The organism is Ectopseudomonas alcaliphila (assembly GCF_900101755.1).
GTDB lineage: Bacteria > Pseudomonadota > Gammaproteobacteria > Pseudomonadales > Pseudomonadaceae > Aquipseudomonas > Aquipseudomonas alcaliphila.
In genome coordinates, this window is the sequence record NZ_FNAE01000006.1 from 45,503 (window position 1) to 69,030 (window position 23,528).

Sequence of the window (23,528 nt, forward strand, 5' to 3'; positions counted from 1 at the left end):
CAGAGCGTTGCGCAAGAACAATGCTCTATGAGGCAGGCGGTGTTTTCGACGGTGCTTCCTGGCTAAGTTGTTGACCGAGCGGTCAGGAAGTCACTCAGGCGCGATTATGCTGTTGTATACAAAAAATGCAATTAATGTTTTTAATGTTGCATTGATCGCACCAACTGGCTGCGCTGACATGGATGCGTGGAAATTTGGCGGCAATCCCCTCGCTCTTGAGGGGTAAGTTCTTTTAAAACAAAAAGATATGCCTGCAGTCGGTTGAGATCCCTCTACTGGCTGAGCCCCGATTCGTTCTTCGCTGAAGGCTCTTAGCCGCTAATGGACTGAAACGGTGGCTGTATATAAGGAAAGAATTTGTTGTTCTGCGCTCAGCTTCAGGCGATGAGGTGCCGATAGTCAGCTATGACGTCATACAACGAATGGTGTGGTGGCTGTTTGATTTGTGTACAATTGCCCGAATTTTTTTCTGATGTTTTTTTGCTTGGAGCTTGTCAGCTACCGGGTAGAACACAGTAGAGTCGCAGTGTCGCCGACTCTCATTGACGCGAGCCAGAATGAACGATCAATTGCAGCCTCTTAAGAAGCAGCCGCGCGTGGGCAAAAGCAGCCGCAGCGGGACTCAGGACGATGTCGTATATGCCCACATTTTCGATGCCATTCTCGAGCAGCGCCTGGCGCCCGGCACCAAGCTGAGCGAAGAGGCGTTGGGTGAGATCTTCGGCGTCAGTCGCACCATCATCCGTCGCGCGCTGTCGCGCCTGGCCCACGAGGGCGTGGTGCTGCTGCGCCCTAACCGTGGGGCTGTGGTCGCCAGCCCGAGCGTCGAAGAAGCAAGGCAGATCTTCTATGCACGTCGCCTGGTCGAACGTGCCATCACCGAACTGGCCGTCGAGCACGCGACAGCCGAGCAACTGGCCGAACTGCGCCAGATGGTCAAGGACGAGCAGGACAGCTTCTCCCGCGGTGATCGTGGTGCCGGTATTCGCCTGTCCGGCGAGTTCCACCTGAAGCTGGCCGAAGCTGCGCGTAATGCGCCGCTGGTGAGCTTTCAGCGCAGCCTGGTGTCGCAGACCTCGCTGATCATCGCCCAGTACGAAAGTGGCAGCCGCTCGCATTGCTCCTACGACGAACACAACCAGCTGATCGACGCCATCGAGGCGCGCGATTCCGAGCGTGCGGTGCACCTGATGATGCATCACATGGATCACATCGACAGCAAGCTGAACCTGGACGAGGAAAGCGCTTCGGACGACCTGCACGCGGTGTTCTCGCACCTGCTGCAGACCAAGAAGAAGCCGGGCCGCAGCGCTGCCAATCGCTGATTTGCTGCGTGTAATGAGAAAGCCCCGCTGCGCGAGCATCGGGGCTTTTTCGTTGGCGTGTCTGCGTTGAGGCGTATTTTTGTAGGAGCTGGCTTGCCAGCGATGCGCTAGTGAGTTGATCGCCGGCAAGCCGGCTCCTACAAGGCGATCAGGCTGTTCGTTTCAATCGCGCTGGTGCACCGACACGCCCGCGGCGAAGGTCTCTTTCACGGCACGGTCGTCGCCGAGCATGGTCATGGCGAACAGGCGTTCTTCCAGGCTCCTGGCCTGCTGCATGCGGTAGCTGATCAGCGGTGTGGCGTTGTAGTCCAGCACCAAGAAGTCGGCGTCCTTGCCAGGCAGGAAGTTGCCCAGCTTGTCGTCCAGGTACAAGGCGTTGGCGCCGCCCAGGGTGGCCAGGTATAGCGACTTGAACGGGTCGAGCTTTTTGCCCTGCAGCTGCATGATCTTGTACGCCTCGTTCAGCGATTGCAGCTGGCTGAAGCTGGTACCGGCGCCGACATCGGTACCCAGGCCGACACGCACGCCATGCGCTTCCAGCTTGTTCAGGTCGAACAGGCCGCTGCCGAGGAACAGGTTGGAGGTGGGGCAGAAGGCGACCGCCGAGCCGGTTTCGGCGAGGCGCTTGCACTCGTCGTCGCACAGGTGCACACCATGGGCGAACACTGCGCGCGGGCCGATGAGCTTGTGGTGGTCGTAGACGTCCAGGTAACCCTTGCGCTCGGGGAACAGTTCCTTGACCCACTCGATCTCCTTGCGGTTCTCGGACAGGTGGGTGTGCATGTACAGGTCCGGGTACTCGCCCAGCAGCTTGCCGGCCAGCTCCAGTTGCTCCGGCGTGCTGGTAGGGGCGAAGCGCGGGGTGACCGCGTAGTGCAGGCGGCCCTTGCCGTGCCAGCGCTCGATCAGTGCCTTGCTCTCGGCGTAGCCGCTTTCCGCCGTGTCGGTCAGGTAGTCCGGGGCGTTGCGGTCCATCAGCACCTTGCCGGCGATCATGCGCAGGTTGAGCGCCTCGGCCTGCTCGAAGAAGGCGTCCACCGACTGCGGGTGCACGCTGCCGAACACCAGGGCGGTGGTGGTGCCGTTGCGCAGCAGTTCCTTGAGGAAGATCGCCGCCACGTCGCTGGCATGGGCCTTGTCTTCGAACTGTCGCTCGGTGGGGAAGGTGTAGGTATTGAGCCAGTCCAGCAACTGCTCGCCGTAGGAGGCGATCATGCCGGTCTGCGGGTAGTGGATATGGGTGTCGATAAAGCCGGGGGTTATCAGCGCGTCGCGGTACTCGGTGATTTCGACGCCGGCCAGCTTCGGCAGCAGCTCGGCAGCCGCGCCGACCTGGGCGACCTGGCCGTTTTCGATCAGCAGGATGCCGTCTTCGAAGTACTGGTAGGACTGCTCGACACCGACCACGGCCGGGTCGGCGAGGCTGTGCAGGATGGCGGCGCGGTAGGCTTTGATATTGGTGGTCATCTATATACGTCTCGATTGAGCGGGCAGTGCGTAGGGTGCGCTGTGCGCACCACGGGCAATGCGGTGTTATTGGTGCGCGCGGCGCACCCTACTGGGCGCGCTGCGAATTAGGCAGAGTCAGGACCGACGCGAGGCCGGCAGCAGCTTGGCGACGCTGGATTCGCCTTTCTTCACGTCTTGGCCAAAGCTGGCGTTGTAAGTGGCGATCACTTCACCGGCGATGGAGACCGCGATCTCCACCGGCAGCTTGCCTTTTACTTCTGCCAGGCCCATGGGGCAGCGCATACGCGCCATCAGGGTTTCTTCGAGGCCGCGTTCGCGCAGGCGATGCTCGAACTTGACGCGCTTGGTCTTCGAACCGATCAGGCCGTAATAGGCAAAGTCGCCGCGCTTGAGAATCGCCGCGGTCAGCTCCAGATCGAGCTGGTGGTTGTGGGTCATGACGATGTAGTAGCTGCCGGGCGGCATGTTCTCCACCTCGTCGACCACCTCGTCGCCCACGATCTTCTCCACGCCGGCGGGGATGTGCTCGGGAAATTCGTTTTCCCGCGAGTCGATCCAGCGCACCTTGCACGGCAGGCTGGCGAGCAACGGCACCAGCGCGCGGCCGACATGGCCGGCGCCGAACACGGCGATCTGCGCCTGCGCCTGGCCCATCGGCTCGAACAGCAGCACGGTGGCGCCGCCACAGCACTGGCCGAGGCTGGCGCCAAGGGAGAAGCGCTCCAGGTGGGTGTCCTGGCTACGGCTGGCGATCATCTCGCGGGCCAGTTGCATGGCCTTGTATTCCAGGTGGCCGCCGCCGATGGTCTCGAAGATGCGATCGGCGGTGACCACCATCTTCGAGCCGGCATTGCGCGGCGTCGAGCCGCGTTCTTCGATGATGGTCACCAGAACGCAGGCTTCACCTTTTTGCTGCAGCTCGGCGAGAGCGCTGATCCAGCTCATTTGCTCAGCCTCCAGGAAGGCGTGGTCTGTCCCGGGCGCGGCAGGCGCCAGTTGCTCGGCGACGGGTCGAGAATCGGCACCGGTGCCGGGCGAGCGGGTGGATTATTCGGTTCGGTGTGTTTTGTCATTGTTGTACACCCATTAATCATTCGTTCGCAGTCTGTGGGAGGCGCTTCAGCGGCGACAGTCGCGGCTATAGCCCCTCCCACGGCAGCCTGAGGCTGTATCGGCGTCAGGCCGGCTCGACCTCGGCAGGGCTGGCAGCCTTGGCCGTCGCCTTCAGTTTGCGCATCTGCTCCACACCCCAGAGCACGCGCTCGGGCGTGGCCGGGGCGTCGATCTGCGGTTGCACCTTGTAGTCCGCCAGGCTGGCCACGGCGTCCTTGAGGGCGCACCAGGCGGCGATGCCGAGCATGAACGGCGGTTCGCCCACGGCCTTGGAGTGGAACACGGTGTCTTCCGGGTTCTTGCGGTTCTCCACCAGCTTCACCCGCAGGTCGATGGGCATGTCGGCGATGGCCGGGATCTTGTAGCTGGCCGGGCCGTTGGTCATCAGTTTGCCCTTGGCGTTCCACACCAGTTCTTCCATGGTCAGCCAGCCCATGCCCTGGACGAAGGCGCCCTCGACCTGGCCGATGTCGATGGCCGGGTTCAGCGAGTCGCCGACGTCATGCAGGATGTCGCCGCGCAGCATGCGGTATTCGCCGGTCAGGGTGTCGACCAGCACTTCCACGCAGGCCACGCCGTAGGCGTAGTAGTAGAAGGGACGGCCACGCGCTTGGTCCCTGTCATAGAAAATCTTCGGCGTGCGGTAGAAGCCGGTGGAAGACAGCGAGACCTGACCGAAGTAGGCCTTCTGGATCATCTCCTCGAAGGACAGGAAGTGCTCGCGCACGCGCACCTGGCCGTTGCGAAATTCCACGTCTTCCGGGGTGACCTTGTACTCGCGCACCAGGAAGTCCACCAGGCGCTGCTTGATGATCTCGGCTGCGTTCTTCGCCGCCATGCCGTTGAGGTCAGCGCCGCTGGAGGCCGCGGTGGGCGAGGTGTTGGGCACCTTGTCGGTATTGGTGGCGGTGATCTGGATGCGCTCGATATCGACCTGGAACACCTCGGCGACGACCTGCGCCACCTTGGTGTTGAGGCCCTGGCCCATCTCGGTGCCGCCGTGGTTGAGGTGGATCGAGCCGTCGGTGTAGATATGGATCAGCGCGCCGGCCTGGTTGAGGAAGGTGGCGGTGAAGCTGATGCCGAATTTCACCGGGGTCATGGCCAGGCCTTTCTTCAATACCGGGCTCTTGGCATTGAAGGCGCGGATTTCTTCGCGGCGCTTGGCGTACTCGCAGCTTTGCTCCAGCTCCGCGGTCATTTCGTGAATGACGTTGTGCTCGACGGTCTGGTGGTAGTGGGTGACGTTGCGCTCGGTCTTGCCGTAGTAGTTGAGCTTGCGTACTTCCAGCGGGTCCTTGCCCAGGCTGCGCGCGACAGCGTCCATCACTTCCTCGATGGCGACCATGCCCTGCGGGCCGCCGAAGCCGCGGTAGGCGGTGTTCGAGGCGGTGTTGGTCTTGCAGCGATGACCATTGATGGTGGCGTTGCCGAGGAAGTAGGCGTTGTCCGAGTGGAACATGGCGCGGTCGACGATGGAGCCGGACAGGTCCGGCGAGTAGCCGCAGTTGCCGGCCAGGTCCATCTCGATGCCGTGCAGCAGGCCGTCGTCATCGAAGCCCACGTCGTACTCGACGTAGAAGGGGTGACGCTTGCCGGTCATGCTCATGTCTTCCATGCGCGGCAGACGCATCTTGGTCGGCCGGCCGGTGAGATGGGCGATCACTGCGCACAGGCACGCGGGACCTGCGGCCTGGGTTTCCTTGCCGCCGAAACCGCCGCCCATGCGGCGCATGTCGATGACGATCTTGTTCATCGGCACGCCGAGCACTTCGGCCACCAGCTTCTGTACCTCGGTGGGGTTCTGCGTCGAGGTGTAGACCAGCATGCCGCCATCTTCGGTGGGCATTACCGAGGAAATCTGGGTTTCCAGGTAGAAGTGCTCCTGGCCGCCGATATGCAGGGTGCCCTGCAGGCGACGCGGGGCGTTTGCCAGTTTGCTGGCCGAGTCGCCAATGCGGTGGGTGTGGCTGGCGAGCACGAAGTGCTTCTTGCGGTAGGCCTCGACCACGTCGAGCACCGGCTCCAGGTCCTCGTATTCGACGATGGCGGCCATGGCCGCCTTGCGCGCGGTTTCCAGGCTGTCGGCGGCTACCGCCAGTACCACCTGGCCGACGTACTCGACCTTGCCGTCGGCCAGCAGCGGGTCGCCGGCGACCACCGGGCCGATATCCAGCTGACCGGGTACGTCATCCTTGGTGATGGCGATGGCCACGCCCGGAAATTCGTAGCAGGGGCGGGTGTCGATGCGCAGGATGCGCGCATGGGCGCGATCCGACTGGCGCGCATAGACGTGCAACTGGTTGGGGAATTCCAGACGGTCGTCGACATAGACCGCCTCGCCGGACACGTGCTTGTCCGCGCTCTCGTGCTTGACGCTCTTGCCGACGCCGCTGGTCATGCCGGCGCGAAACAGGGCGGCCAGCTCTTCCTGGGATTTGTGTTCGATATGACTGGACATCTTCGTCTCCAAAAATCTCTGCGCTTAGGCGTAGGCCGTGACCCGGGTTTCGATCTCGGGCGACTGCTGCTCGAGGAAGAACTTGCGCAGCAGGTTCTGGGCAGTGAGCAGGCGGTATTCCTTGCTGGCGCGGAAATCCGACAGCGGAGTGAAGTCCTCACCCAGCGCCTCGCAGGCGCGTTCGATCACGCCGGGATACCAGGCCGAGCCGACCAGGGCCGCTTCGCAGGCATTGGCGCGTTTGGGGATGGCGGCCATGCCGCCGAAGGCGATGCGCGCGTCTGTCACCACGCCGTCGACGATGCTCAGGTTGAAGGCCGCGCAGACGGCGGAGATGTCGTCGTCCAGGCGCTTGGACACCTTGTAGGCGCGGAACGCCTGGTTCGCCTGCTTGCGCGGCACGATGATCTTCTCGATGAATTCGGCTTCCTGGCGGGCAGTCACCTTGTAGTCGAGGAAGTAGTCCTGCAGCGGCAGGATGCGCCGGGTGTTGCCCTGGCGCAGGGCGATCTGCGCACCGAGGGCGATCAGAAGGGGTGGGGCGTCACCGATGGGCGAGGCGTTGCCGATGTTGCCGCCCAGGGTGCCCTGGTTGCGGATCTGCAGGGAGGCGAAGCGGTGCAGCAGCTCGCCGAAATCCGGGTATTCGGTAGATAGCGCTTCATAGCAGTCGGACAGCGCGGCGGCGGCGCCGATCTCGATGGCTTTGTCGGTCACTTCGATGCGCTTCATGTCCTCGATATGGCCGACGTAGATCATCACCGGCAGTTCGCGGTGGAACTGGGTGACTTCCAGGGCCAGGTCGGTGCCGCCGGCCAGCAGGCGTGCCTCGGGGTTGGCGGCGTAGAGGTCGGCCAGGTCGGCTACGGTCAGCGGCACCAGGCAGCGCTTGTCGCCACTGTTGAGCTCGGCGGTCTCGCGCGGGGCAATGGCCTGGAGCTGGGCGACAGTGGCGCTTTCGAAGGCATCGAACTGATCCGGCTGCTTCTGGCAGCAGGCCTGCTCGGCGGCGTCGATGATCGGTCGGTAGCCGGTGCAGCGGCACAGATTGCCGGCCAGGGCTTCCATGGTCTGGCCCTTGTCATAGCCGCTCGAGTTCTTCTGCAGGGCGAACAGCGACATGATGAAGCCCGGGGTGCAGAAGCCGCACTGCGAGCCGTGGCAGTCGACCATCGCCTGCTGCACGCTGTGCAGCTTGCCCTGATGCTTGAGGTCTTCGACGGTGATCAGTTGCTTGCCATGCAGGCTGGAAACGAAGGTGAGACAGGAGTTGAGGGTGCGATAGCGCACGCGGTCGCCATCGAGCTCGCCTACCACCACGGTGCAGGCACCGCAGTCGCCGGAGGCGCAGCCTTCCTTGGTTCCGGTTTTGCCGACGTGCTCACGCAGGTAGTTGAGCACGGTGACGTTGGGGTCCAGGGCATGCTCGGTGCGCAGCTCCCGGTTGAGTAAAAACTGGATCAAGGACGACCTCCAGGCACTTTATTGTTATGAATCGTTTGGCTCGCCGGGTATGTGCACGCGTTGCAAGGCCCTGGCGTGATTGGCCATGGAGGCAATCTAGGGTTTTCTGACTTTTGGGTCAATAAATATTTGACCTCGTGGTCAGCTGCTTGTCATGCGCTTCGGTTATGAGCGCGGCGGGCAGAATTCATTGCCTGAGATTAGCGGCTTTCGTGCCAGGTAGGCCTCTGCTGTGGGCCTTTCGTGGAGGCAGCATGCAAAAGAAAACCCCGGAAGCTGGAGCTGCCGGGGTTGTCTGGGAGTGCTCGAACAGAGTGCTCAGGTCAACTGCGATTCACTCAGTTGGTGCTCTTCGCCTGCGTAGTAGGCGCGCACCTTGGGGTCCATCACGGCGCGCCACAGCGGTGGGAACACTGCGAGCACGATCATTCCGGCATAGCCATTGGGCAACTGCGGGCTGTCGTCGAAATGGCGCAGCACCTGATAGCGGCGTTTGGCGTAGGCATGGTGGTCGGAATGGCGCTGCAGGTGGAAGAGAAACAGGTTGGTCAGCAGGAAGTTGCTGTTCCAGGAATGGTGCGCATTGGTGCGCTCGTAGCGGCCGTTGTGCAGTTTGCGCCGGTGCAGGCCGTAGTGCTCGACGTAGTTGACGATCTCCAGCAGGGTAAAGGCGATAACCGCCTGGCCGAGGAAGAACAGCGCGCCCAGCCAGCCGAAGGCGAGGGTGAAGCCGAGCAGCATGAGCGCGCTGATGGCGTACCACCAGATCAGCTCGTTGCGCCAATGCAGGGCCGGCAGGCCGCGCCGCTTGAGGCGTTCGGCCTCGAGTTTCCAGGCGTTGAGGAAGTTGTGCTTGTAGGCATGGGGTAGGAAGGCGTACAGGCTCTGGCCGAAGCGTGAGGAGGAGGCGTCCTCGGGCGTGGATACGTGAACGTGATGGCCGCGCACATGTTCCACCTTGAAGCCGGCGTAGCACACCGCTGCCAGCAGCAGCCCGCCGGCGTTCTGCTCCAGTTTCGGGTCCTTGTGGATCAGCTCGTGCGACACGGTGATGCCGATGGCGCCCATCACTGTGCCGACTGACAGCACCCAGCCGAGCTGGCCGACCCAGCTCCAGCCCTCGTAACTGGCGAATATCCAGCCACTCCAGACCAGCATCGCCAGCAGCAAGGGCACCGTGGCCAGGCTCAGCAGGCGGTAGTAGCCCTGAGCTTCCAGCACCGGTACCTCGTTGCGCTCATCCGGGTTGGCCGGGTCGCGACCGACGACGAAATCCAGCAGGGGAATCACGCCGAACACCACGCTGATCACCAGCCAGGGCCAGGCGTCGGCGTGAGCGCTGCCCTGTGACCAGTAATAGCTCAGGGGGATGCCCAGTACCGGGATCAGCCAGATCCAGTAGCCGACCTTTTTCAGGGCGAGCATCCAGCGCGACGGCAGGCGTTCGAACATCGGATTCTCCAAGTCATTATTGTTCTGGGTTTTACCTAGGATTGTAGGACGAATCCATTTTCGTGGCCAGACTTCCACGGCCAACCTTTAGAACGGAAGTGCCCCGCAGGGACGCTTGGCGGGGTAACACCCTGTGTTACACTCGCCGCCAGATTTTCTTGCTCCCGCCCAGCCGTGGCGGGGCTCCCAGACTCGACCGCCTGCCCCCGCATCGACGCAAATAAGGAATGTCATGACGTTCAAGGCCCCGGACAGCCTCGCCGAGCAAATTGCCCATTACCTGGCCGAACGCATCATTCGCGGTGAGCTCAAGGAACGTGAGCGCATTCAGGAGCAGAAAGTCACCCAGGCCCTCAACGTCAGCCGCGGTTCGGTGCGCGAAGCGCTGCTGATTCTCGAGCGTCGCCACCTGATCGTGATCCTGCCGCGTCGCGGTGCCCAGGTCAGCGAACTGACGCCGCACCACGTCACCAGCCTCTACGCACTGAGCATCGAGCTGTACGCCATGCTGGCCCGCGCGGTGATCGAGCGCTGGAAGGTGGAAACCGACCTGGCGCCCTTCATCGACATCCAGCAGCGCCTGCTGGCCAGTCTGGAGCGTGGCGATATCGGCGCCTTCGTCGAGAACAGCTTCGACGTGATGCGCGCGGCCTTTCCCTTCGCCGACAACCCGTACCTGCAGGAAACCCTGGAGAACCTGCTGCCGGCGATCAGCCGCACCTACCACCTGGCACTGGAGCGGCGCAAAGGCGAGATGGGGCAGTTCATGGGCACCTTCGCCAGTCTGCTGCAGGCGATCATCGCCCGTGACCATGTGCGTGCCCGTGAGGTGCTGCTGGCCTATGGCGAACACAATTGCCAGCTGGTGCTGGCAACCCTGGCCGAGCGCTAAGCCCCGATGCGCCTGAAAAGCATCAAGCTGGCCGGCTTCAAGTCCTTCGTCGACCCGACGACGGTGAGCTTTCCCAGCAACATGGCGGCGGTGGTCGGGCCCAACGGTTGCGGCAAGTCCAACATCATCGACGCCGTGCGCTGGGTGATGGGCGAGAGTTCGGCGAAGAACCTGCGCGGCGAGTCGATGACCGACGTCATCTTCAACGGCTCCAACACGCGCAAGCCGGTGACCCAGGCCTCCATCGAACTGATCTTCGATAACAGCGACAACTCGTTGGTGGGCGAATACGCCGCCTTCGCCGAAATTTCCATTCGCCGCCGGGTGACCCGCGACGGCCAGAACACCTACTTCCTCAACGGCACCAAATGCCGCCGCCGCGACATCACCGACATCTTCCTCGGCACCGGCCTGGGGCCACGCAGCTACTCGATCATCGAGCAGGGCATGATCAGCAAGCTGATCGAGGCCAAGCCCGAGGAGCTGCGCAATTTCATCGAGGAAGCCGCCGGCATCTCCAAGTACAAGGAGCGCCGCCGCGAGACCGAAAACCGCATCCGCCGGACCCAGGAGAACCTGGAGCGCCTGAGCGACCTGCGCGAAGAGCTGGAGCGCCAGCTCGAACGCCTGCACCGCCAGGCCCAGGCGGCGGAGAAATATCAGGAATACAAGGCCGAGGAGCGCCAACTGAAGGCGCAACTGCTGGCTCTGCGCTGGCAAAGCCTGAACCTGCAGGTCGGCAGCCGCGAGCAGGTGATCGGCGACCAGGAAGTGGCATTCGAGGCCCTGGTGGCCGAGCAGCGCAGCGCCGATGCCAGCATCGAGCGCCTGCGCGATGGTCACCACGAGCTGAGCGAGCGTTTCAACCTGGTACAGGGGCGCTTCTACTCGGTGGGCGGCGATATCGCCCGCGTCGAGCAGAGCATCCAGCACGGTCAGCAGCGCCTGCGCCAGTTGCAGGATGACCTGCGCGAGGCGGAAAAGGCGCGCCTGGAAACCGAGTCGCACCTAGGCCACGACCGCACCCTGCTGGCCACCCTCGGTGAAGAGCTGGAGATGCTGCTGCCCGAGCAGGAGATGACCGCCGCCGCTGCCGAGGAGTCCGCTGCCAGCCTGGAAGAGGCCGAAACTGCCATGCACGGCTGGCAGGAGCAGTGGGACGGCTTCAACCAGCGCAGCGCCGAGCCGCGTCGCCAGGCCGAGGTGCAGCAATCACGCATCGCCCAGCTGGAGCAGAGCCTGGAGCGCCTGGCCGAACGCCAGCGCCGTCTCAACGAAGAGCTGCAGCAACTGGCCGCCGACCCCGAAGATGCCGCCATTCTCGAACTGAACGAACAGCTGGCCGCCGGCGAGCTGGAGCACGAAGCGCTGCAGCTGGGCGAAGAGCAGCAGGCCGAGCGTCTGCAGCAACTGCGCGATGAACTGCAGCAGGCCGGCCAGGCGCAGCAGCAGGCGCAAGGCGAACTGCAGCGGCTGAACGGCCGCCTGGCTTCGCTGGAGGCGCTGCAACAGGCTGCGCTCGATCCGGGCCAGGGTGCTGGCGAGTGGCTGCGCGAGCAGAACCTGCTGCAGCGTCCGCGTCTGGCCGAAGGGCTGCGTGTGGAGGCCGGCTGGGAACTGGCGGTGGAAACCGTGCTCGGCGCCGACCTGCAGGCGGTGCTGCTGGACGATTTCACCGGGCTGGATTTTTCCAGCCTGGAGCAGGGCGAGCTGCGCCTGGCCAGCCCCGCGAGCGGTGGCGCTCGCCGCGCCGGCAGCCTGCTGGACAAGGTCGAGTCGAGCCACGACCTGTCGCCCTGGTTGGCCAGTGTGCGCCCGGTGGAGTCGCTGGAGCAGGCCCTGGCGGCTCGTGCGCAACTGGCGGATGGCGAGAGCCTGATCAGTCGTGACGGCTACTGGGTCGGTCGGCATTTTCTGCGCGTGCGGCGTGCCGCTGAGGCGGACAGTGGCGTGCTGGCGCGCGGCCAGGAACTGGAGCGCCTGCAGCTGGAGCGCGAGGAGCGTGAAGCGGCACTGGCGCAACTGGATGAACGCCTGCTGGGGCTGCGTGACGAACAGCGCCACCAGGAAGAGCTGCGCGAGCAGCAGCGCCGTCAGGGCCAGGAACTGGCGCGGCAGTTGAGTGAGCTAAAGGCAAAGCTGTCCGCCAGCCAGGCCAAGGCCGAGCAGTTGGGCCTGCGCCGTCGCCGTCTGCAGGACGAGTTGCAGGAAGCGGCCGAGCAACGCGAGATCGAGCAGGAGCAACTGGGCGAATCGCGCCTGCAATTGCAGGATGCACTGGACGCCATGGCGCTGGACAACGAGCAGCGTGAAAGCCTGCTGGCCAGCCGCGACAGCCTGCGTGAGCGTCTCGACCGTGTGCGGCAGGAGGCGCGTCAGCACAAGGATCACGCCCATCAACTGGCAGTACGGGTCGGTTCGCTCAAGGCGCAGCACGACTCCACTCGCCAGGCGCTGGAACGTCTGGAAATGCAGGCCGAGCGCCTGCATGAGCGGCGTGAGCAACTGTCGCTGAACCTGGAGGAGGGCGAGGCTCCGCTGGAAGAGCTGCGCATCAAGCTCGAAGAACTGCTCGAACGGCGCATGGCGGTGGACGATGAACTGCGTCAGGCACGCCTGGCGCTGGAAGATGCCGACCGCGAACTGCGCGATGCCGAGAAGCGCCGCACCCAGGCCGAACAGCAGGCGCAACTGCTGCGCAGCCAGTTGGAGCAGCAGCGCATGGACTGGCAGTCGCTCAACGTGCGGCGCAAGGCGTTGGCCGATCAGCTCGCCGAGGACAACTACGACCTGCACGGGGTGATTGCCACGCTGCCGGACGAGGCCTCCGAGGGCGCCTGGGAAGAAGAGCTGGAGCGCATGGCCGCGCGTATCGCCCGGCTCGGGCCGATCAACCTGGCGGCCATCGACGAGTATCAGCAGCAGTCCGAGCGCAAGCGGTATCTGGATGCGCAGGACGCGGATCTGGTCGAAGCGCTGGAGACTCTGGAAAACGTCATTCGCAAGATCGACAAGGAAACGCGCAATCGTTTCAAGGATACCTTCGATCAGATCAACGGCGGTTTGCAGGCGTTGTTCCCAAAAGTTTTCGGTGGCGGCAACGCTTATTTGGAACTCACCGGCGAAGATTTACTCGATACCGGTGTGACCATCATGGCGCGGCCCCCGGGCAAGAAGAACAGCACCATTCATTTGCTCTCCGGCGGAGAGAAAGCATTGACCGCCTTGGCGCTGGTGTTTTCCATCTTCCAGCTCAATCCGGCGCCGTTCTGCATGTTGGACGAAGTGGATGCACCGCTGGACGACGCCAACGTCGGGCGCTACGCGCGCCTGGTCAAGGAGATGTCGGCAACGGTGCAGTTCATCTACATCACCCACAACAAGATCGCCATGGAAATGGCCGATCAATTGATGGGGGTTACCATGCACGAGCCGGGTTGCTCGCGTCTGGTGGCGGTGGATGTCGAGGAGGCGCTGGCGATGGTGGATGCGTGATGGCAGAGTGCTGCGAGATTAACTGAATATAGGTAAAACCTTATGTGGCTCCCTGTGTAAAGTTGCCTTTCGTCGTGCTAGCTTATTGCCCACTTTTGTTACACGCGGAAAACGTCAGATAGAACATCAAGTTGGCGTCGCGTTTTATAGTTGAGTTGTGATCCGGTTGATTGGATCTTTTTTTCACCAGAATTGTTAAGGGTCAGGTATTTCATGGAATTCGGTCTGCGCGAGTGGCTGATCGTTATTGGCATCATCGTTATCGCTGGCATCCTTTTCGACGGCTGGCGCCGCATGCGCGGTGGCAAGGGCAAGCTCAAGTTCAAGCTCGACCGCAGCTTCGCCAACATGCCCGACGACGACAGTGACCCGGATCTGCTCAGTACGCCGCGCGTGGTGCAGCATGACCACGAACCGCAACTGGATGAAGACGACCTGCCTTCGATGACTGCCAAGGACCTGCCGCGTCGTCCACGCAACGAGCCGCAGCAGGGCGACCTCAATCTGGCCGTCGATGAGCCGGTACCGACCTTGCTCAACCCGGTCGATGACGAACCCGTCGAGCCGAAGAAAGCCGCCAAGCCGGCTAGCGATGCTGCTCCGGTCGAAGAAGTGCTGGTGATCAACGTGGTCGCCCGCGACGATTTCGGCTTCAAGGGCCCGGCGCTGCTGCAGAACATCCTCGAAAGCGGTCTGCGCTTCGGTGAGATGGACATCTTCCATCGCCACGAGAGCATGGCCGGCAATGGCGAGGTGCTGTTCTCCATGGCAAACGCGCTCAAACCGGGTACTTTCGATCTGGACGATATCGAAGGCTTCAGCACCCGCGCGGTGAGCTTCTTCCTTAGCCTGCCCGGCCCGCGCCATCCCAAGCAGGCCTTCGACGTCATGGTCGCTGCCGCGCGCAAGCTGGCCCACGAACTGGGCGGCGAGCTGAAGGACGACCAGCGTAGCGTGATGACCGCGCAAACCATCGAACACTATCGTCAGCGCATCGTCGAATTCGAGCGCCGGCAACTGACCCAGAAACGCTGAAACACCAGTGCATTGCAAAAGAGCAGCCAAGGCTGCTCTTTTCGTTTGAGAGACCGAGCATGACCGACGCCGCCCAACGTATTTCCGAACTGCGCAACGAACTGGACGCGCACAACTACCGTTACTACGTGCTGGACGAGCCGAGCGTGCCGGACGCCGAGTACGACCGCCTGTTCCGCGAACTGCAGGCGCTGGAAGCCGAGCATCCGGAGCTGGTCACGCCCGAGTCGCCGACCCAGCGCGTCGGTGGCGAGGCGCTCAGCGCCTTTGGCGAGGTGCGCCATGAAGTGCCGATGTTAAGCCTCGGCAACGCCTTCGAAGAGGACGATTTGCGCGCGTTCGACCGTAGCGTGCAGAGTGGCCTCGGCGTGCCGGGTGGTGATCTGCTCGGCGGCGGTGCCGAGATCGAGTATAGCTGCGAGCCCAAGCTCGACGGCCTGGCCGTCAGCCTGCGCTACGAGAATGGCCAACTGGTGCGCGGTGCCACTCGGGGTGACGGCAGCACTGGCGAGGACATCACCAGCAACGTGCGCACCATCCGCAACGTACCGCTCAAGTTGCAGGGCGATGGCTGGCCGCAGGTGCTGGAAGTACGTGGTGAAGTGTTCATGCCCAAGGCCGGCTTCGAGGAACTCAATGCGCGCCAGGCCGAGAGTGGTGGCAAAACCTTCGCCAACCCGCGCAACGCCGCTGCCGGCAGCCTGCGCCAGCTCGATCCGAAGATCACCGCCAGCCGCCCACTGGAGTTCTGCTGCTACGGCGTCGGTCAGGTCAGTGGTGAACTGCCGGGCACCCAGGTGGCCATGCTGCAGCAGCTCAAGGCCTGGGGCGTGCCCATCAGTCGCGAGCTGAAGCTGGCCAAAGGCGTCGAGGCCTGTCTGGATTACTACCACGACATCGGCCAGCGGCGCATGAGCCTGGCCTATGACATCGATGGCGTGGTGTTCAAGGTCAACAATATCGAGGACCAGCAGCAGCTGGGCTTCCGCGCGCGTACCCCGCACTGGGCCATCGCCCACAAGTTCCCCGCGCAGGAAGAACTGACCGAGTTGCTCGACGTTGAATTCCAGGTCGGCCGTACCGGTGCCGTTACCCCGGTGGCGCGTCTGAACCCGGTCAAGGTGGCGGGCGTGATGGTGGCCAACGCCACCCTGCACAACATGGATGAAGTGGCGCGCCTCGGCGTGATGATCGGCGATACGGTGATCATCCGCCGTGCCGGAGACGTGATCCCGCAGGTTATGGCGGTGGTGCCCGAGCGTCGCCCGGAGAACGCGCGCCCGGTGCATATCCCCGAGCAGTGCCCGGTGTGCGGCTCGGCGGTGGAGCGCACGCAGCTGGTCAAGCGCAGCAAGGGCAAGGAGTCGTTAAGCGAAGGCTCGGTGTACCGCTGCGTTGGTCGCCTGAGCTGCCAGGCGCAGCTCAAGCAGGCGATCATTCACTTCGTCTCGCGTCGCGCCATGGACATTGAAGGCTTGGGCGACAAGACCATCGAGCAACTGGTGGACGAGAAGCTGATCGCCTCACCGGCCGACCTGTACAAACTGACCTTCGAGCAGATCATCGGCCTGGAAGGCTTCGCCGAGGTCTCCAGCAACAAGCTGCTCAAGGCCATCGAAGACAGTAAGCGGCCGACCCTGGCGCGTTTTATCTACGCCCTCGGTATTCCTGATGTGGGCGAAGAAACTGCCAAGGTGCTGGCGCGCTCTCTGGCCTCGCTGGAACGTGTGCGCCAGGCGCTGCCGCAGGTACTCACCTATCTGCCGGATATCGGTCTGGAAGTCGCGCACGAGATCCACAGCTTCTTCGAGGACGCGCACAACCAGCAGGTGATCAGCACCTTGCTCGGCGAGTGCGGCCTCGAGTTGCAGGAGGAGGGCGAACTGAGCGCCGAGTTCTCGGCCGTCGCCACCCTCGGCGGCATGCTCGACAAGCTGAACATCCCCAGTGTCGGCCCAGGTGCGGCGCAGAAGCTGGCCGAGCGCTTCGGCAGCCTGGAAGGCGTGCTGAATGGCGACTGGCTGGACATGCGCCAGGCACTGCCGGAGAAGCAGGCCAAGGCCGTACGGGAGTTCTTCGACAACGCTGAAAACGCCCAGCTGGCTCGTGCCATCGAGCAGCAGTTGCGTGAGTTCGGCATGCACTGGCAAAGCGAGAAGAAAGTTGCCGAAGGCCTGCCCCTGGCCGGGCAGACCTGGGTGCTGACTGGCACCCTGGAGGTGATGAGTCGCGACGTGGCCAAGGAGAAGCTGGAAAGCCTGGGCGCCAAGGTGGCCGGTTCGGTATCGGCCAAGACCCACTGTGTGGTCGCAGGACCGGGCGCCGGCTCGAAGCTGGCCAAGGCCAGCGAGTTGGGGGTGAAGGTATTGGACGAAGCGCAGTTCCTCGAGCAGCTCAAGGTCTACGGCATCGAACTCTAGCGAGCTATTCGCGAGCAGAGCTCGCTCCTACAGAGGCAGGCGAAGAGACGCCGATCTTGTAGGAGCGGCTTCAGCCGCGATACGGGTAGCACCACTCGAGCGATCCCGGATTGCATCCGGGCTACGGTCCTGAAAGCCTACAGGGCTGGACGAAGTTTAGGTGTCGAGCTCTGAACCTGTAGGAGCCGGTTTGCCGGCGATCCGTTACGCCGAAGCATCGCCGGCAAGCCGGCTCCTACGAAAAGCTTGGTTCAACTCGCGAAGCGCTGATCCAGATAAGCGATGATCGCCTTGGACTCGTACAGCCAGGTGCTCTGACCGTTTTCCTCGATGCGCAGGCACGGCACCTTGATGCGGCCGCCGTGCTGCTCCAGCGCCTGCCGGTGTTCGGCGTCGTTCTTGGCGTCGCGCAGCTGCACCGGCAGATTGAGGCGGTGCATGTTGCGCCGTACCTTGACGCAGAACGGGCAGGCGTGGAACTGGTACAGCGCCAGGTTGGCCGTAGCGCGCTCGACCTCGGCTTGCGCCTCGGGGCTGCGCTTGAGCTTGTGCGGACGGCTGATCCAGTCGGCGAACACGACCAGTTGGCCCAGGCCGATACGAAGGGCTTTGAGTAACATCTTTCTAACTCCTGAAATGCCGACGGCCGTTCACCGAAGTGAGCGGCCGTCGTCTTGAGCGGGATCAGCGAACCAGATTGAGGAATTCGCCGCGGGTCGCCGGGTTGCTGCGGAATTCGCCGAGCATCACCGAGGTGACCATGGAGGAATTCTGCTTCTCCACACCGCGCATCATCATGCACATGTGCTGCGCTTCGATGACCACCGCCACACCCAGTGCGCCGGTGACTTGTTCGACCGCTTCGGCGATCTGCCGGCTGAGGTTCTCCTGAATCTGCAGGCGACGTGCGTACATGTCGACGATGCGCGCCACCTTGGACAGGCCGAGCACCTTGCCGTTGGGGATGTAGGCGACATGAGCCTTGCCGATGAACGGCAGCAGGTGATGCTCGCACAGCGAGTACAACTCGATGTTCTTGACCAGCACCATTTCGCTGTTGTCGGAGCTGAACAGCGCGCCGTTGGTGACTTCCTCCAGCGTCTGCTGGTAACCACGGCAGAGGTACTGCATGGCCTTGGCGGCGCGCTTGGGCGTGTCCAGCAGGCCTTCGCGGGAAACGTCCTCGCCAAGCTGGCCAAGGATCGCGGTGTACTGTTGTTCCAGGGACATGGAAAATCCTGTTGGGTATCGAATGGGCGCAGGGTAGGGCGCCGACAAGGGCCTGACAAGAGCGTCAGGCGCCAATGCGAGTCTCTCGTTAGTCGTCGCGACCATCCATCATGGTGCGCTTGAGGATGACGTACACCGCGCCGGTGCCGCCATGCTTGGCCAGGCAGGAGCTGAAACCCAGCACCTGCGGATGCTGGCGTAGCCAGGTGTTCACATGGCTCTTGATCATCGGCTTGCGCCCGTCCATGCGCACCGCCTTGCCGTGGGTGACGCGCACGCAGCGAATCTCCAGCTTGGTGGCTTCGGCGAGAAACTCCCACAGGGTGTCGCGTGCCTTCTCGACGCTCATACCGTGCAGGTCGAGGCTGCCGTCGAAGGGAATCTGGCCCAGCTTGAGCTTGCGCATCTGGCCGTCCTGCACGCCGTTACCGGCCCAGTACAGTGGGTCTTCGGCGCCGACGTCGATGACGAACTGGTCAGACAGCCCGTCCACCTTGATCTCGCCCTGGCTGATGGTCGCAGCCTGGCGCAGGGTGTTGAACTGTTTACGGTCAGCTTTGGGTTTGCCGGTGTCGGCGCGGTCGTGCTTGATCGGCCTGACGCCGCGCAGCTCGGCCTGGAACAGGGAAAAGTCGTCGTCTTGCATCGGTGGCTCCGCGAAACAGGCGGGCATTTTACCCAAATGCCGGCCGTGTAAGCGTAGAAAGACGAATTTGTAGGAGCCAGCTTGCGGGCGATCATTGCTCCTGTCGCTGCAAAGCATCGCTGGCAAGCCAGCTCCTACAGTTATGGGCGCTGTGTTTTTGGGCGATCAGTCGCGCTTTTTCATCAGTGATGGCGACAGGCTCAGATCGCTGGGGCGACGCAGGCGTCTGCGGCAGCGACGCCAGAAGGCGATGCCGGCCCACAACAGGAACAGGCCGAGCAGCAGCAGGACAATGGCCTCGCCGGTGGAATCGTTGAGCGTACCCAGCACCGGCGCGCGGCCTGCCAGCGAGGCGACGCCCGCCATCGACAAGAGAACGCCGAAGGCGGCGAGCAGGGCGCCCAGGCCGGCTCCGATACGCAGGCGCCAGTTTTTCGGCCGGCGGGGGCGCAAGCGGCGTGCATCGAAATCGTCGGACAGCTTCATTCCGATTTCCTTTGGCTTATCGGCGGTATGACCGGCTGGTCGCGTTCGGGTTCCACAGCGCTGGCGATACTGCTACAGGTTTCACACCAGCGATTTGGCGTTAGGCACCAGAGTAGCGAAGTTGTCGCCCAGGGCGATCATCTCGATGCGATGTACCTCGGCCGCGGCAATCACGCTGCCATCCGGTGCGGGCAGGTCGCGGGTAGCGCAGGCAGCATCGACCAGCGTGCAGCGATACCCGTAGTCCTTGGCGGCGCGCACGGTGGTGCTGACGCTGGAATGGGTCATGAAGCCGCAGACGATCAGATCGAGATGGCCCAGCGCCTGCAGGCGGTCATGCAGCTCGGTGCCGGCGAAGGCGTTGGGCAGGCGTTTCTCCACGACGATCTCGCCCGCCAGCGGGGCTGCTTCCGGCAGGTGACGACCACGCGGGCCGCTGGGGTCGAGCAGGCCGCCGGGAATGCCGAGGTGTTTGACGTGAACGATGTCGGCACCGGCACTGCGCGCTGCTGCCAGCAGGCTGGCGATCTCTGCCAGCGCGGGGTCCAGGCCCGGCAGCGCGAGTACGCCGCTGCGGTACTCTTCCTGGGCGTCGATGATCAGCAGGGTCGCATTGTTCAGGCTGGCCGGCGCGTGGCCACGACCGGTGAGCTGGAACATGGTTTGCGGATGGGACATCTCGGGCTCCTGGCTGATGGTGATGATGTGCCATTGTCCGCTTGCCAGAGCGCTCTGTGAACCTCTATCTGCGCCAACGCTTGCTCAGTGCATTTTGCCGGAGCAGAATCGGAACTGCTCTGAAGGAGTCAGGGTCGTAAGCAAAAGGAGTTGCCATGTCACTTTTGTCTCAGCTTTCCCCGCATTTCTGGCTTTTGTTCTCCATCGCCGTGGCCATCGCTGTTCTGCGCGAGCTGCGCCGTCCTGATGACGATGCAATGCGCAAGAAACGCGAAGGTTCATGAGCGCTGGTTAACCCGTCGTTCATGCGCTGATCACCCGCACTGGGCTAAACTTCCGCACTTTTCACCCGGAGGCCGCCCGTGACTGTTCTCACTACCCGTTTACGTACCCTGCGTGACTACATCCGTTGGGCCGTCAGCCGCTTTCAGGCCGAGCAACTGTTCTTCGGCCACGGCACCGACAATGCCTGGGATGAAGCGCGTCAGCTGGTGCTCGGTGCGCTGCACCTGCCTTGGGAAATCTCCGACGCCTATCTCGATTGCCGTCTGGAAGATGACGAGCACGCCCACCTGCAGGCGCTGCTCAAACGCCGCATCGAAGAGCGCGTGCCCACCGCCTACCTGCTCGGTGAGGCCTGGTTCTGTGGCCTGCCTTTCGTGGTCGATGAGCGTGTGCTGGTGCCGCGCTCGCCGATTGCCGAGCTGATCGATCGTCATTTCTCACCCTGGCTGCCGACCGAGCCGGCGCGCATTCTCGATCTGTGCACCGGCTCCGGCTGCATCGGCATCGCCTGCGCCTACGAATTTCCCGAAGCCGAGGTGGTGCTGGGCGATCTCTCCTTCGACGCACTGGAAGTGGCCAACCTCAATATCGAGCGTCATGGCCTGGAGGAGCGCGTCTACTGCGTGCAGGGCGATGGGTTTGCCGGGTTGCCGGGGCAGCGTTTCGACCTGATCGTCTCCAACCCGCCTTATGTCGACGCCGAGGATTTCGCCGACATGCCGGCCGAATACCAGCATGAGCCGGCGATGGGCCTGGCTTGCGGCAATGATGGCCTGGATCTGGTGCGACGCATGCTGGCCGAGGCGGCCGATCACCTCACCGAGCGTGGCGTGCTGATCGTCGAGGTTGGCAACAGCCAGGTGCATGTCGAGGCGTTGTACCCGGAAGTGGAGTTCACCTGGATGGATTTCCAGCACGGCGGCCACGGCGTGTTCCTGCTGGCGGCCAAGCAGTGCCGCGAGCATCAGGAACTGTTTCGTTCGCGTATCGAAGGCTGATTGGTTTTTTCGCGGCTGAAGCCGCTCCTACAGAGAGGTGAACGTAGGAGCGGCTTCAGCCGCGATATCTATCAGCGCGTTGCGATCCAGATCAGCAGCCCCGCCTGAAACAGGCTGAACGCCACCAGGCAGGTGATGGTGAAGCGCAGGCCGCTGTCCTCACGCTTGAGGCGCTCGACCCGATCTTCCAGCTTGCGCAGCTTGACGTCCTGCTCCTGCAGCGTCTGATCCGCCTGCTGCAGCATCGCGGCGGCATCCAGCAGCTCGATGATCTGCACCTTCTCGGCATGCCAGTCGCCATGCAGCGAGCTGACCCGCGGGGCGCTGTAGAAAGGCTTGAGCTGCAACGGGTCGCTGTACTCGATGGTGAAACCCTGCGCCTTCACTGCGTGGTCACGGCGGGCGCGGGCGGCTTCATTGAAGTTGTCCTTGGTCGGCAGGGCAGCGCCCTCGATCTGGTAGTGCGCGTACTGCTTGCGCGCCCAGGCAATGCCCTGAGCCATGAGAAAGCGCCCCAGGCCGCGATTGGCTGGTTCGACGCTCAGGCCCTTGTCCGGGCCGAAGCGAACCTCCTTGCGCTGATGGTCGGCCCAGACTTCCAAGAGGTTGTTCTGACGATGCAGGCGTTGGCCGGGCAGTTGGATGGTCAGGCGCAGCAGGCTCATGTCTTTGGCGTGACGCTCCACCCGGCCAAGCTGGACGAAGCGCAGTGGCCTCGGACCGGTTTCCCGGTCAACGGGCAGCGGCGCCAGACGCAGCAGGCTGAATTGCTCGGCTGGCAGGTCCGTCCAGGGATGCGGCGCGGCGGGCGTTTCGCCTGGCGCAGCATCGGCATCTGGGGCTTGTGCCTCCGGGGCTGGGTTTTCGCTCATGGGCGTCCTGTGTGCTCGATTGAGTCGTCAAGCCTGTTATCGACCGTTTTTCTCGGCACTGGAGCGAATAAAGGAGACGATCCGCTCGCCCAGCGCACGGGCCAAGGGTAGCTGTGGATCGTCATAGGACGCCAGCTGTTCGTTCCAGGGCGCCGGGGTGATACGCATGACATGGTTCATGCCGGGAATCAGCGCCAGTTCGGCATCGGGCCTGGCCTGCTTGAGCGCTTCGGCGTTGTCCGGGCTGACCTGGGCGTCGTGGGTGCCCTGCACGATCAGCGCGGGAATCTGCAGCGCGGCGAAGTTTTCCGCCGGGTCCTGGCGCAGCAGGCTGATCAGATAGGGCTGCACGCTGGGGCGGTAGACCACCTGCAGCTCCTTGGGTACCTTGGGCTGCAGCTTGCCGCGGATCAGGTTGGCAAGAATGTGCCGGCTTTCGGCGAGCAGTGGCGGTGGCAGGCGCATGGCCAGTTGCATGTCCAGCACCTGGCCGATGGGGTAGGCGGGGCCGGCTATCGAAACCAGTGCATCGGCCTGGCTACCAGGCGCGGCCAGGCTGGCGATCAGCGCACCTTCGCTGTGGCCGATGAGGATCAGACGGTCGAAGCGCGGATCGTCCCTGAGCAGCCTGGCCCAGCCTTCGGCATCGGCCACATAGTGTTCGACGCTGAGGTCGCGCTCGTCCGGCGTGGCGGCGCGGCTGGCAGCCACGCCGCGCTTGTCGTAGCGCAGGCTGGCGATGCCGTTGCGCGCCAGGACCTGGGCCAGCTTCTTCAGCGCGTCGTTATGGCCGCCCTCGGGGTTGTTGCCGTCGCGGTCGGTGGGGCCGGAGCCGGCGATCAGCAGTGCCACCGGCACCGGCTTGTCGCTTTGCGGCACCAGCAGGCTGCCGTACAGGGTGCCCTGGTCGGTATCGAGGCTGACGGGTGATTGTCGGGTGGCGCTGGCCTGGGCCAGGCCGGTGAGCAGGGTGAGGGACAAGAGCAGGGCTCGCAACATGATAAGGGCAGGGTAGTGGCAGGTTGGCATTGGACGTTCGCCGTCGCCCAAGGTTCGGGCACTTCTAAAAACTAGCTGCGTTGTCATCACTGCGTTAGAAAACAGGCTCAAATGCTCATTTACAGCCTGTAAACTCCGCTTTTCGCCTGTTTTCAGCCTTGTGCTGACTGCCTCGCTTACGTTTTTAGAAATGCCCGTTCGGGGTGA

The 23,528-nt window shown here is 63.3% G+C and carries 19 protein-coding genes; 7 read left to right on the plus strand and 12 right to left on the minus strand.

All coding sequences use genetic code 11. The annotated features are described in order from the left end of the window. Positions 1–557 precede the first annotated feature (557 nt). Positions 558–1,325 carry a GntR family transcriptional regulator gene (locus BLR77_RS17920; RefSeq protein ID WP_074680345.1) on the plus strand — a complete coding sequence of 256 codons (768 nt, stop codon included), beginning with the start codon at positions 558–560 and terminating at the stop codon, positions 1,323–1,325. Between the two features lie 162 nt (positions 1,326–1,487). On the opposite strand, the gene guaD is transcribed toward BLR77_RS17920, so the two are convergent. The 5 genes from guaD to BLR77_RS17945 all read right to left on the minus strand — a co-directional run bounded on the left by guaD (position 1,488) and on the right by BLR77_RS17945 (position 9,285). Next, positions 1,488–2,792, minus strand: coding sequence for a guanine deaminase (gene guaD, locus BLR77_RS17925; protein WP_074680347.1), 1,305 nt, complete (start codon positions 2,790–2,792; stop codon positions 1,488–1,490). 117 nt (positions 2,793–2,909) lie between these two features. Beyond that, the gene (gene xdhC / locus BLR77_RS17930) at positions 2,910–3,740 is read right to left on the minus strand and encodes a xanthine dehydrogenase accessory protein XdhC (protein ID WP_074680349.1); all 831 of its coding nucleotides are present in this window, start codon (positions 3,738–3,740) and stop codon (positions 2,910–2,912) included. A gap of 232 nt (positions 3,741–3,972) precedes the next feature. Then, on the minus strand, positions 3,973–6,369 hold the full coding sequence (gene xdhB / locus BLR77_RS17935; RefSeq protein ID WP_074680351.1) for a xanthine dehydrogenase molybdopterin binding subunit: 2,397 nt from the start codon (positions 6,367–6,369) through the stop codon (positions 3,973–3,975). 24 nt (positions 6,370–6,393) lie between these two features. After that, positions 6,394–7,833, minus strand: coding sequence for a xanthine dehydrogenase small subunit (gene xdhA / locus BLR77_RS17940; RefSeq protein ID WP_074680353.1), 1,440 nt, complete (start codon positions 7,831–7,833; stop codon positions 6,394–6,396). Between the two features lie 318 nt (positions 7,834–8,151). Further along, positions 8,152–9,285, minus strand: coding sequence for an alkane 1-monooxygenase (locus tag BLR77_RS17945; protein ID WP_074680355.1), 1,134 nt, complete (start codon positions 9,283–9,285; stop codon positions 8,152–8,154). Positions 9,286–9,517: 232 nt separating this feature from the next. Here BLR77_RS17945 and BLR77_RS17950 point away from each other — a divergent pair, with 232 nt between their 5' ends. The 4 genes from BLR77_RS17950 (at position 9,518) to ligA (ending at position 17,127) form a co-directional block, all read left to right on the plus strand. Further along, complete coding sequence (locus BLR77_RS17950) at positions 9,518–10,177, plus strand: GntR family transcriptional regulator (RefSeq protein ID WP_074680357.1); 660 nt, start codon at positions 9,518–9,520, stop codon at positions 10,175–10,177. Between the two features lie 6 nt (positions 10,178–10,183). Next, positions 10,184–13,672 carry a chromosome segregation protein SMC gene (smc, locus tag BLR77_RS17955; RefSeq protein WP_074680359.1) on the plus strand — a complete coding sequence of 1,163 codons (3,489 nt, stop codon included), beginning with the start codon at positions 10,184–10,186 and terminating at the stop codon, positions 13,670–13,672. Between the two features lie 213 nt (positions 13,673–13,885). Beyond that, the gene (gene zipA, locus BLR77_RS17960) at positions 13,886–14,707 is read left to right on the plus strand and encodes a cell division protein ZipA (protein ID WP_074680361.1); all 822 of its coding nucleotides are present in this window, start codon (positions 13,886–13,888) and stop codon (positions 14,705–14,707) included. Positions 14,708–14,766: 59 nt separating this feature from the next. Beyond that, positions 14,767–17,127 carry an NAD-dependent DNA ligase LigA gene (gene ligA / locus BLR77_RS17965; protein ID WP_074680363.1) on the plus strand — a complete coding sequence of 787 codons (2,361 nt, stop codon included), beginning with the start codon at positions 14,767–14,769 and terminating at the stop codon, positions 17,125–17,127. Positions 17,128–17,378: 251 nt separating this feature from the next. On the opposite strand, the gene BLR77_RS17970 is transcribed toward ligA, so the two are convergent. The 5 genes from BLR77_RS17970 to BLR77_RS17990 form a co-directional block, all read right to left on the minus strand. Next, positions 17,379–17,747 carry a glutaredoxin family protein gene (locus BLR77_RS17970; RefSeq protein WP_074680365.1) on the minus strand — a complete coding sequence of 123 codons (369 nt, stop codon included), beginning with the start codon at positions 17,745–17,747 and terminating at the stop codon, positions 17,379–17,381. Between the two features lie 64 nt (positions 17,748–17,811). Then, positions 17,812–18,357, minus strand: coding sequence for a GTP cyclohydrolase I FolE (gene folE / locus BLR77_RS17975; protein WP_074680367.1), 546 nt, complete (start codon positions 18,355–18,357; stop codon positions 17,812–17,814). A gap of 88 nt (positions 18,358–18,445) precedes the next feature. Continuing rightward, positions 18,446–19,003: a Smr/MutS family protein gene (locus tag BLR77_RS17980; protein ID WP_074680369.1), complete on the minus strand. Its 558-nt coding sequence runs from the start codon at positions 19,001–19,003 to the stop codon at positions 18,446–18,448. Positions 19,004–19,168: 165 nt separating this feature from the next. Beyond that, on the minus strand, positions 19,169–19,489 hold the full coding sequence (locus BLR77_RS17985) for a hypothetical protein (protein WP_074680371.1): 321 nt from the start codon (positions 19,487–19,489) through the stop codon (positions 19,169–19,171). 81 nt (positions 19,490–19,570) lie between these two features. After that, positions 19,571–20,167, minus strand: coding sequence for a cysteine hydrolase family protein (locus tag BLR77_RS17990; protein ID WP_074680373.1), 597 nt, complete (start codon positions 20,165–20,167; stop codon positions 19,571–19,573). A 155-nt stretch (positions 20,168–20,322) separates the two neighbouring features. Between BLR77_RS17990 and BLR77_RS25825 the strand changes: the two genes are divergently transcribed. Continuing rightward, the gene (locus tag BLR77_RS25825) at positions 20,323–20,451 is read left to right on the plus strand and encodes a hypothetical protein (RefSeq protein ID WP_274379661.1); all 129 of its coding nucleotides are present in this window, start codon (positions 20,323–20,325) and stop codon (positions 20,449–20,451) included. Positions 20,452–20,529: 78 nt separating this feature from the next. Next, entirely contained in the window at positions 20,530–21,450 is a 921-nt protein-coding gene (prmB, locus tag BLR77_RS17995) for a 50S ribosomal protein L3 N(5)-glutamine methyltransferase (protein WP_074680375.1), read from the plus strand. A 71-nt stretch (positions 21,451–21,521) separates the two neighbouring features. Here prmB and BLR77_RS18000 read toward each other — a convergent pair whose 3' ends face one another. Continuing rightward, entirely contained in the window at positions 21,522–22,322 is an 801-nt protein-coding gene (locus BLR77_RS18000) for a hypothetical protein (protein WP_074680377.1), read from the minus strand. Between the two features lie 36 nt (positions 22,323–22,358). Then, positions 22,359–23,351: an alpha/beta hydrolase gene (locus BLR77_RS18005; protein WP_074680379.1), complete on the minus strand. Its 993-nt coding sequence runs from the start codon at positions 23,349–23,351 to the stop codon at positions 22,359–22,361. Positions 23,352–23,528 lie beyond the last annotated feature (177 nt).

What these genes read in the sequence shown, in the direction of transcription:
- xdhC (WP_074680349.1), bottom strand. Translation starts at nt 3,740, where the DNA reads ATGAGCTGGATCAGCGCTCTCGCCGAGCTGCAGCAAAAAGGTGAAGCC.
- guaD (WP_074680347.1), bottom strand. Translation starts at nt 2,792, where the DNA reads ATGACCACCAATATCAAAGCCTACCGCGCCGCCATCCTGCACAGCCTC.
- ligA (WP_074680363.1), top strand. Translation starts at nt 14,767, where the DNA reads ATGACCGACGCCGCCCAACGTATTTCCGAACTGCGCAACGAACTGGAC.
- BLR77_RS18005 (WP_074680379.1), bottom strand. Translation starts at nt 23,351, where the DNA reads ATGCCAACCTGCCACTACCCTGCCCTTATCATGTTGCGAGCCCTGCTC.
- BLR77_RS17945 (WP_074680355.1), bottom strand. Translation starts at nt 9,285, where the DNA reads ATGTTCGAACGCCTGCCGTCGCGCTGGATGCTCGCCCTGAAAAAGGTC.
- xdhB (WP_074680351.1), bottom strand. Translation starts at nt 6,369, where the DNA reads ATGTCCAGTCATATCGAACACAAATCCCAGGAAGAGCTGGCCGCCCTG.
- BLR77_RS17985 (WP_074680371.1), bottom strand. Translation starts at nt 19,489, where the DNA reads ATGAAGCTGTCCGACGATTTCGATGCACGCCGCTTGCGCCCCCGCCGG.
- BLR77_RS17980 (WP_074680369.1), bottom strand. Translation starts at nt 19,003, where the DNA reads ATGCAAGACGACGACTTTTCCCTGTTCCAGGCCGAGCTGCGCGGCGTC.
- zipA (WP_074680361.1), top strand. Translation starts at nt 13,886, where the DNA reads ATGGAATTCGGTCTGCGCGAGTGGCTGATCGTTATTGGCATCATCGTT.
- BLR77_RS17990 (WP_074680373.1), bottom strand. Translation starts at nt 20,167, where the DNA reads ATGTCCCATCCGCAAACCATGTTCCAGCTCACCGGTCGTGGCCACGCG.
- BLR77_RS18000 (WP_074680377.1), bottom strand. Translation starts at nt 22,322, where the DNA reads ATGAGCGAAAACCCAGCCCCGGAGGCACAAGCCCCAGATGCCGATGCT.
- BLR77_RS17970 (WP_074680365.1), bottom strand. Translation starts at nt 17,747, where the DNA reads ATGTTACTCAAAGCCCTTCGTATCGGCCTGGGCCAACTGGTCGTGTTC.
- BLR77_RS17920 (WP_074680345.1), top strand. Translation starts at nt 558, where the DNA reads ATGAACGATCAATTGCAGCCTCTTAAGAAGCAGCCGCGCGTGGGCAAA.
- BLR77_RS25825 (WP_274379661.1), top strand. Translation starts at nt 20,323, where the DNA reads ATGTCACTTTTGTCTCAGCTTTCCCCGCATTTCTGGCTTTTGTTCTCC.
- folE (WP_074680367.1), bottom strand. Translation starts at nt 18,357, where the DNA reads ATGTCCCTGGAACAACAGTACACCGCGATCCTTGGCCAGCTTGGCGAG.
- BLR77_RS17950 (WP_074680357.1), top strand. Translation starts at nt 9,518, where the DNA reads ATGACGTTCAAGGCCCCGGACAGCCTCGCCGAGCAAATTGCCCATTAC.
- smc (WP_074680359.1), top strand. Translation starts at nt 10,184, where the DNA reads ATGCGCCTGAAAAGCATCAAGCTGGCCGGCTTCAAGTCCTTCGTCGAC.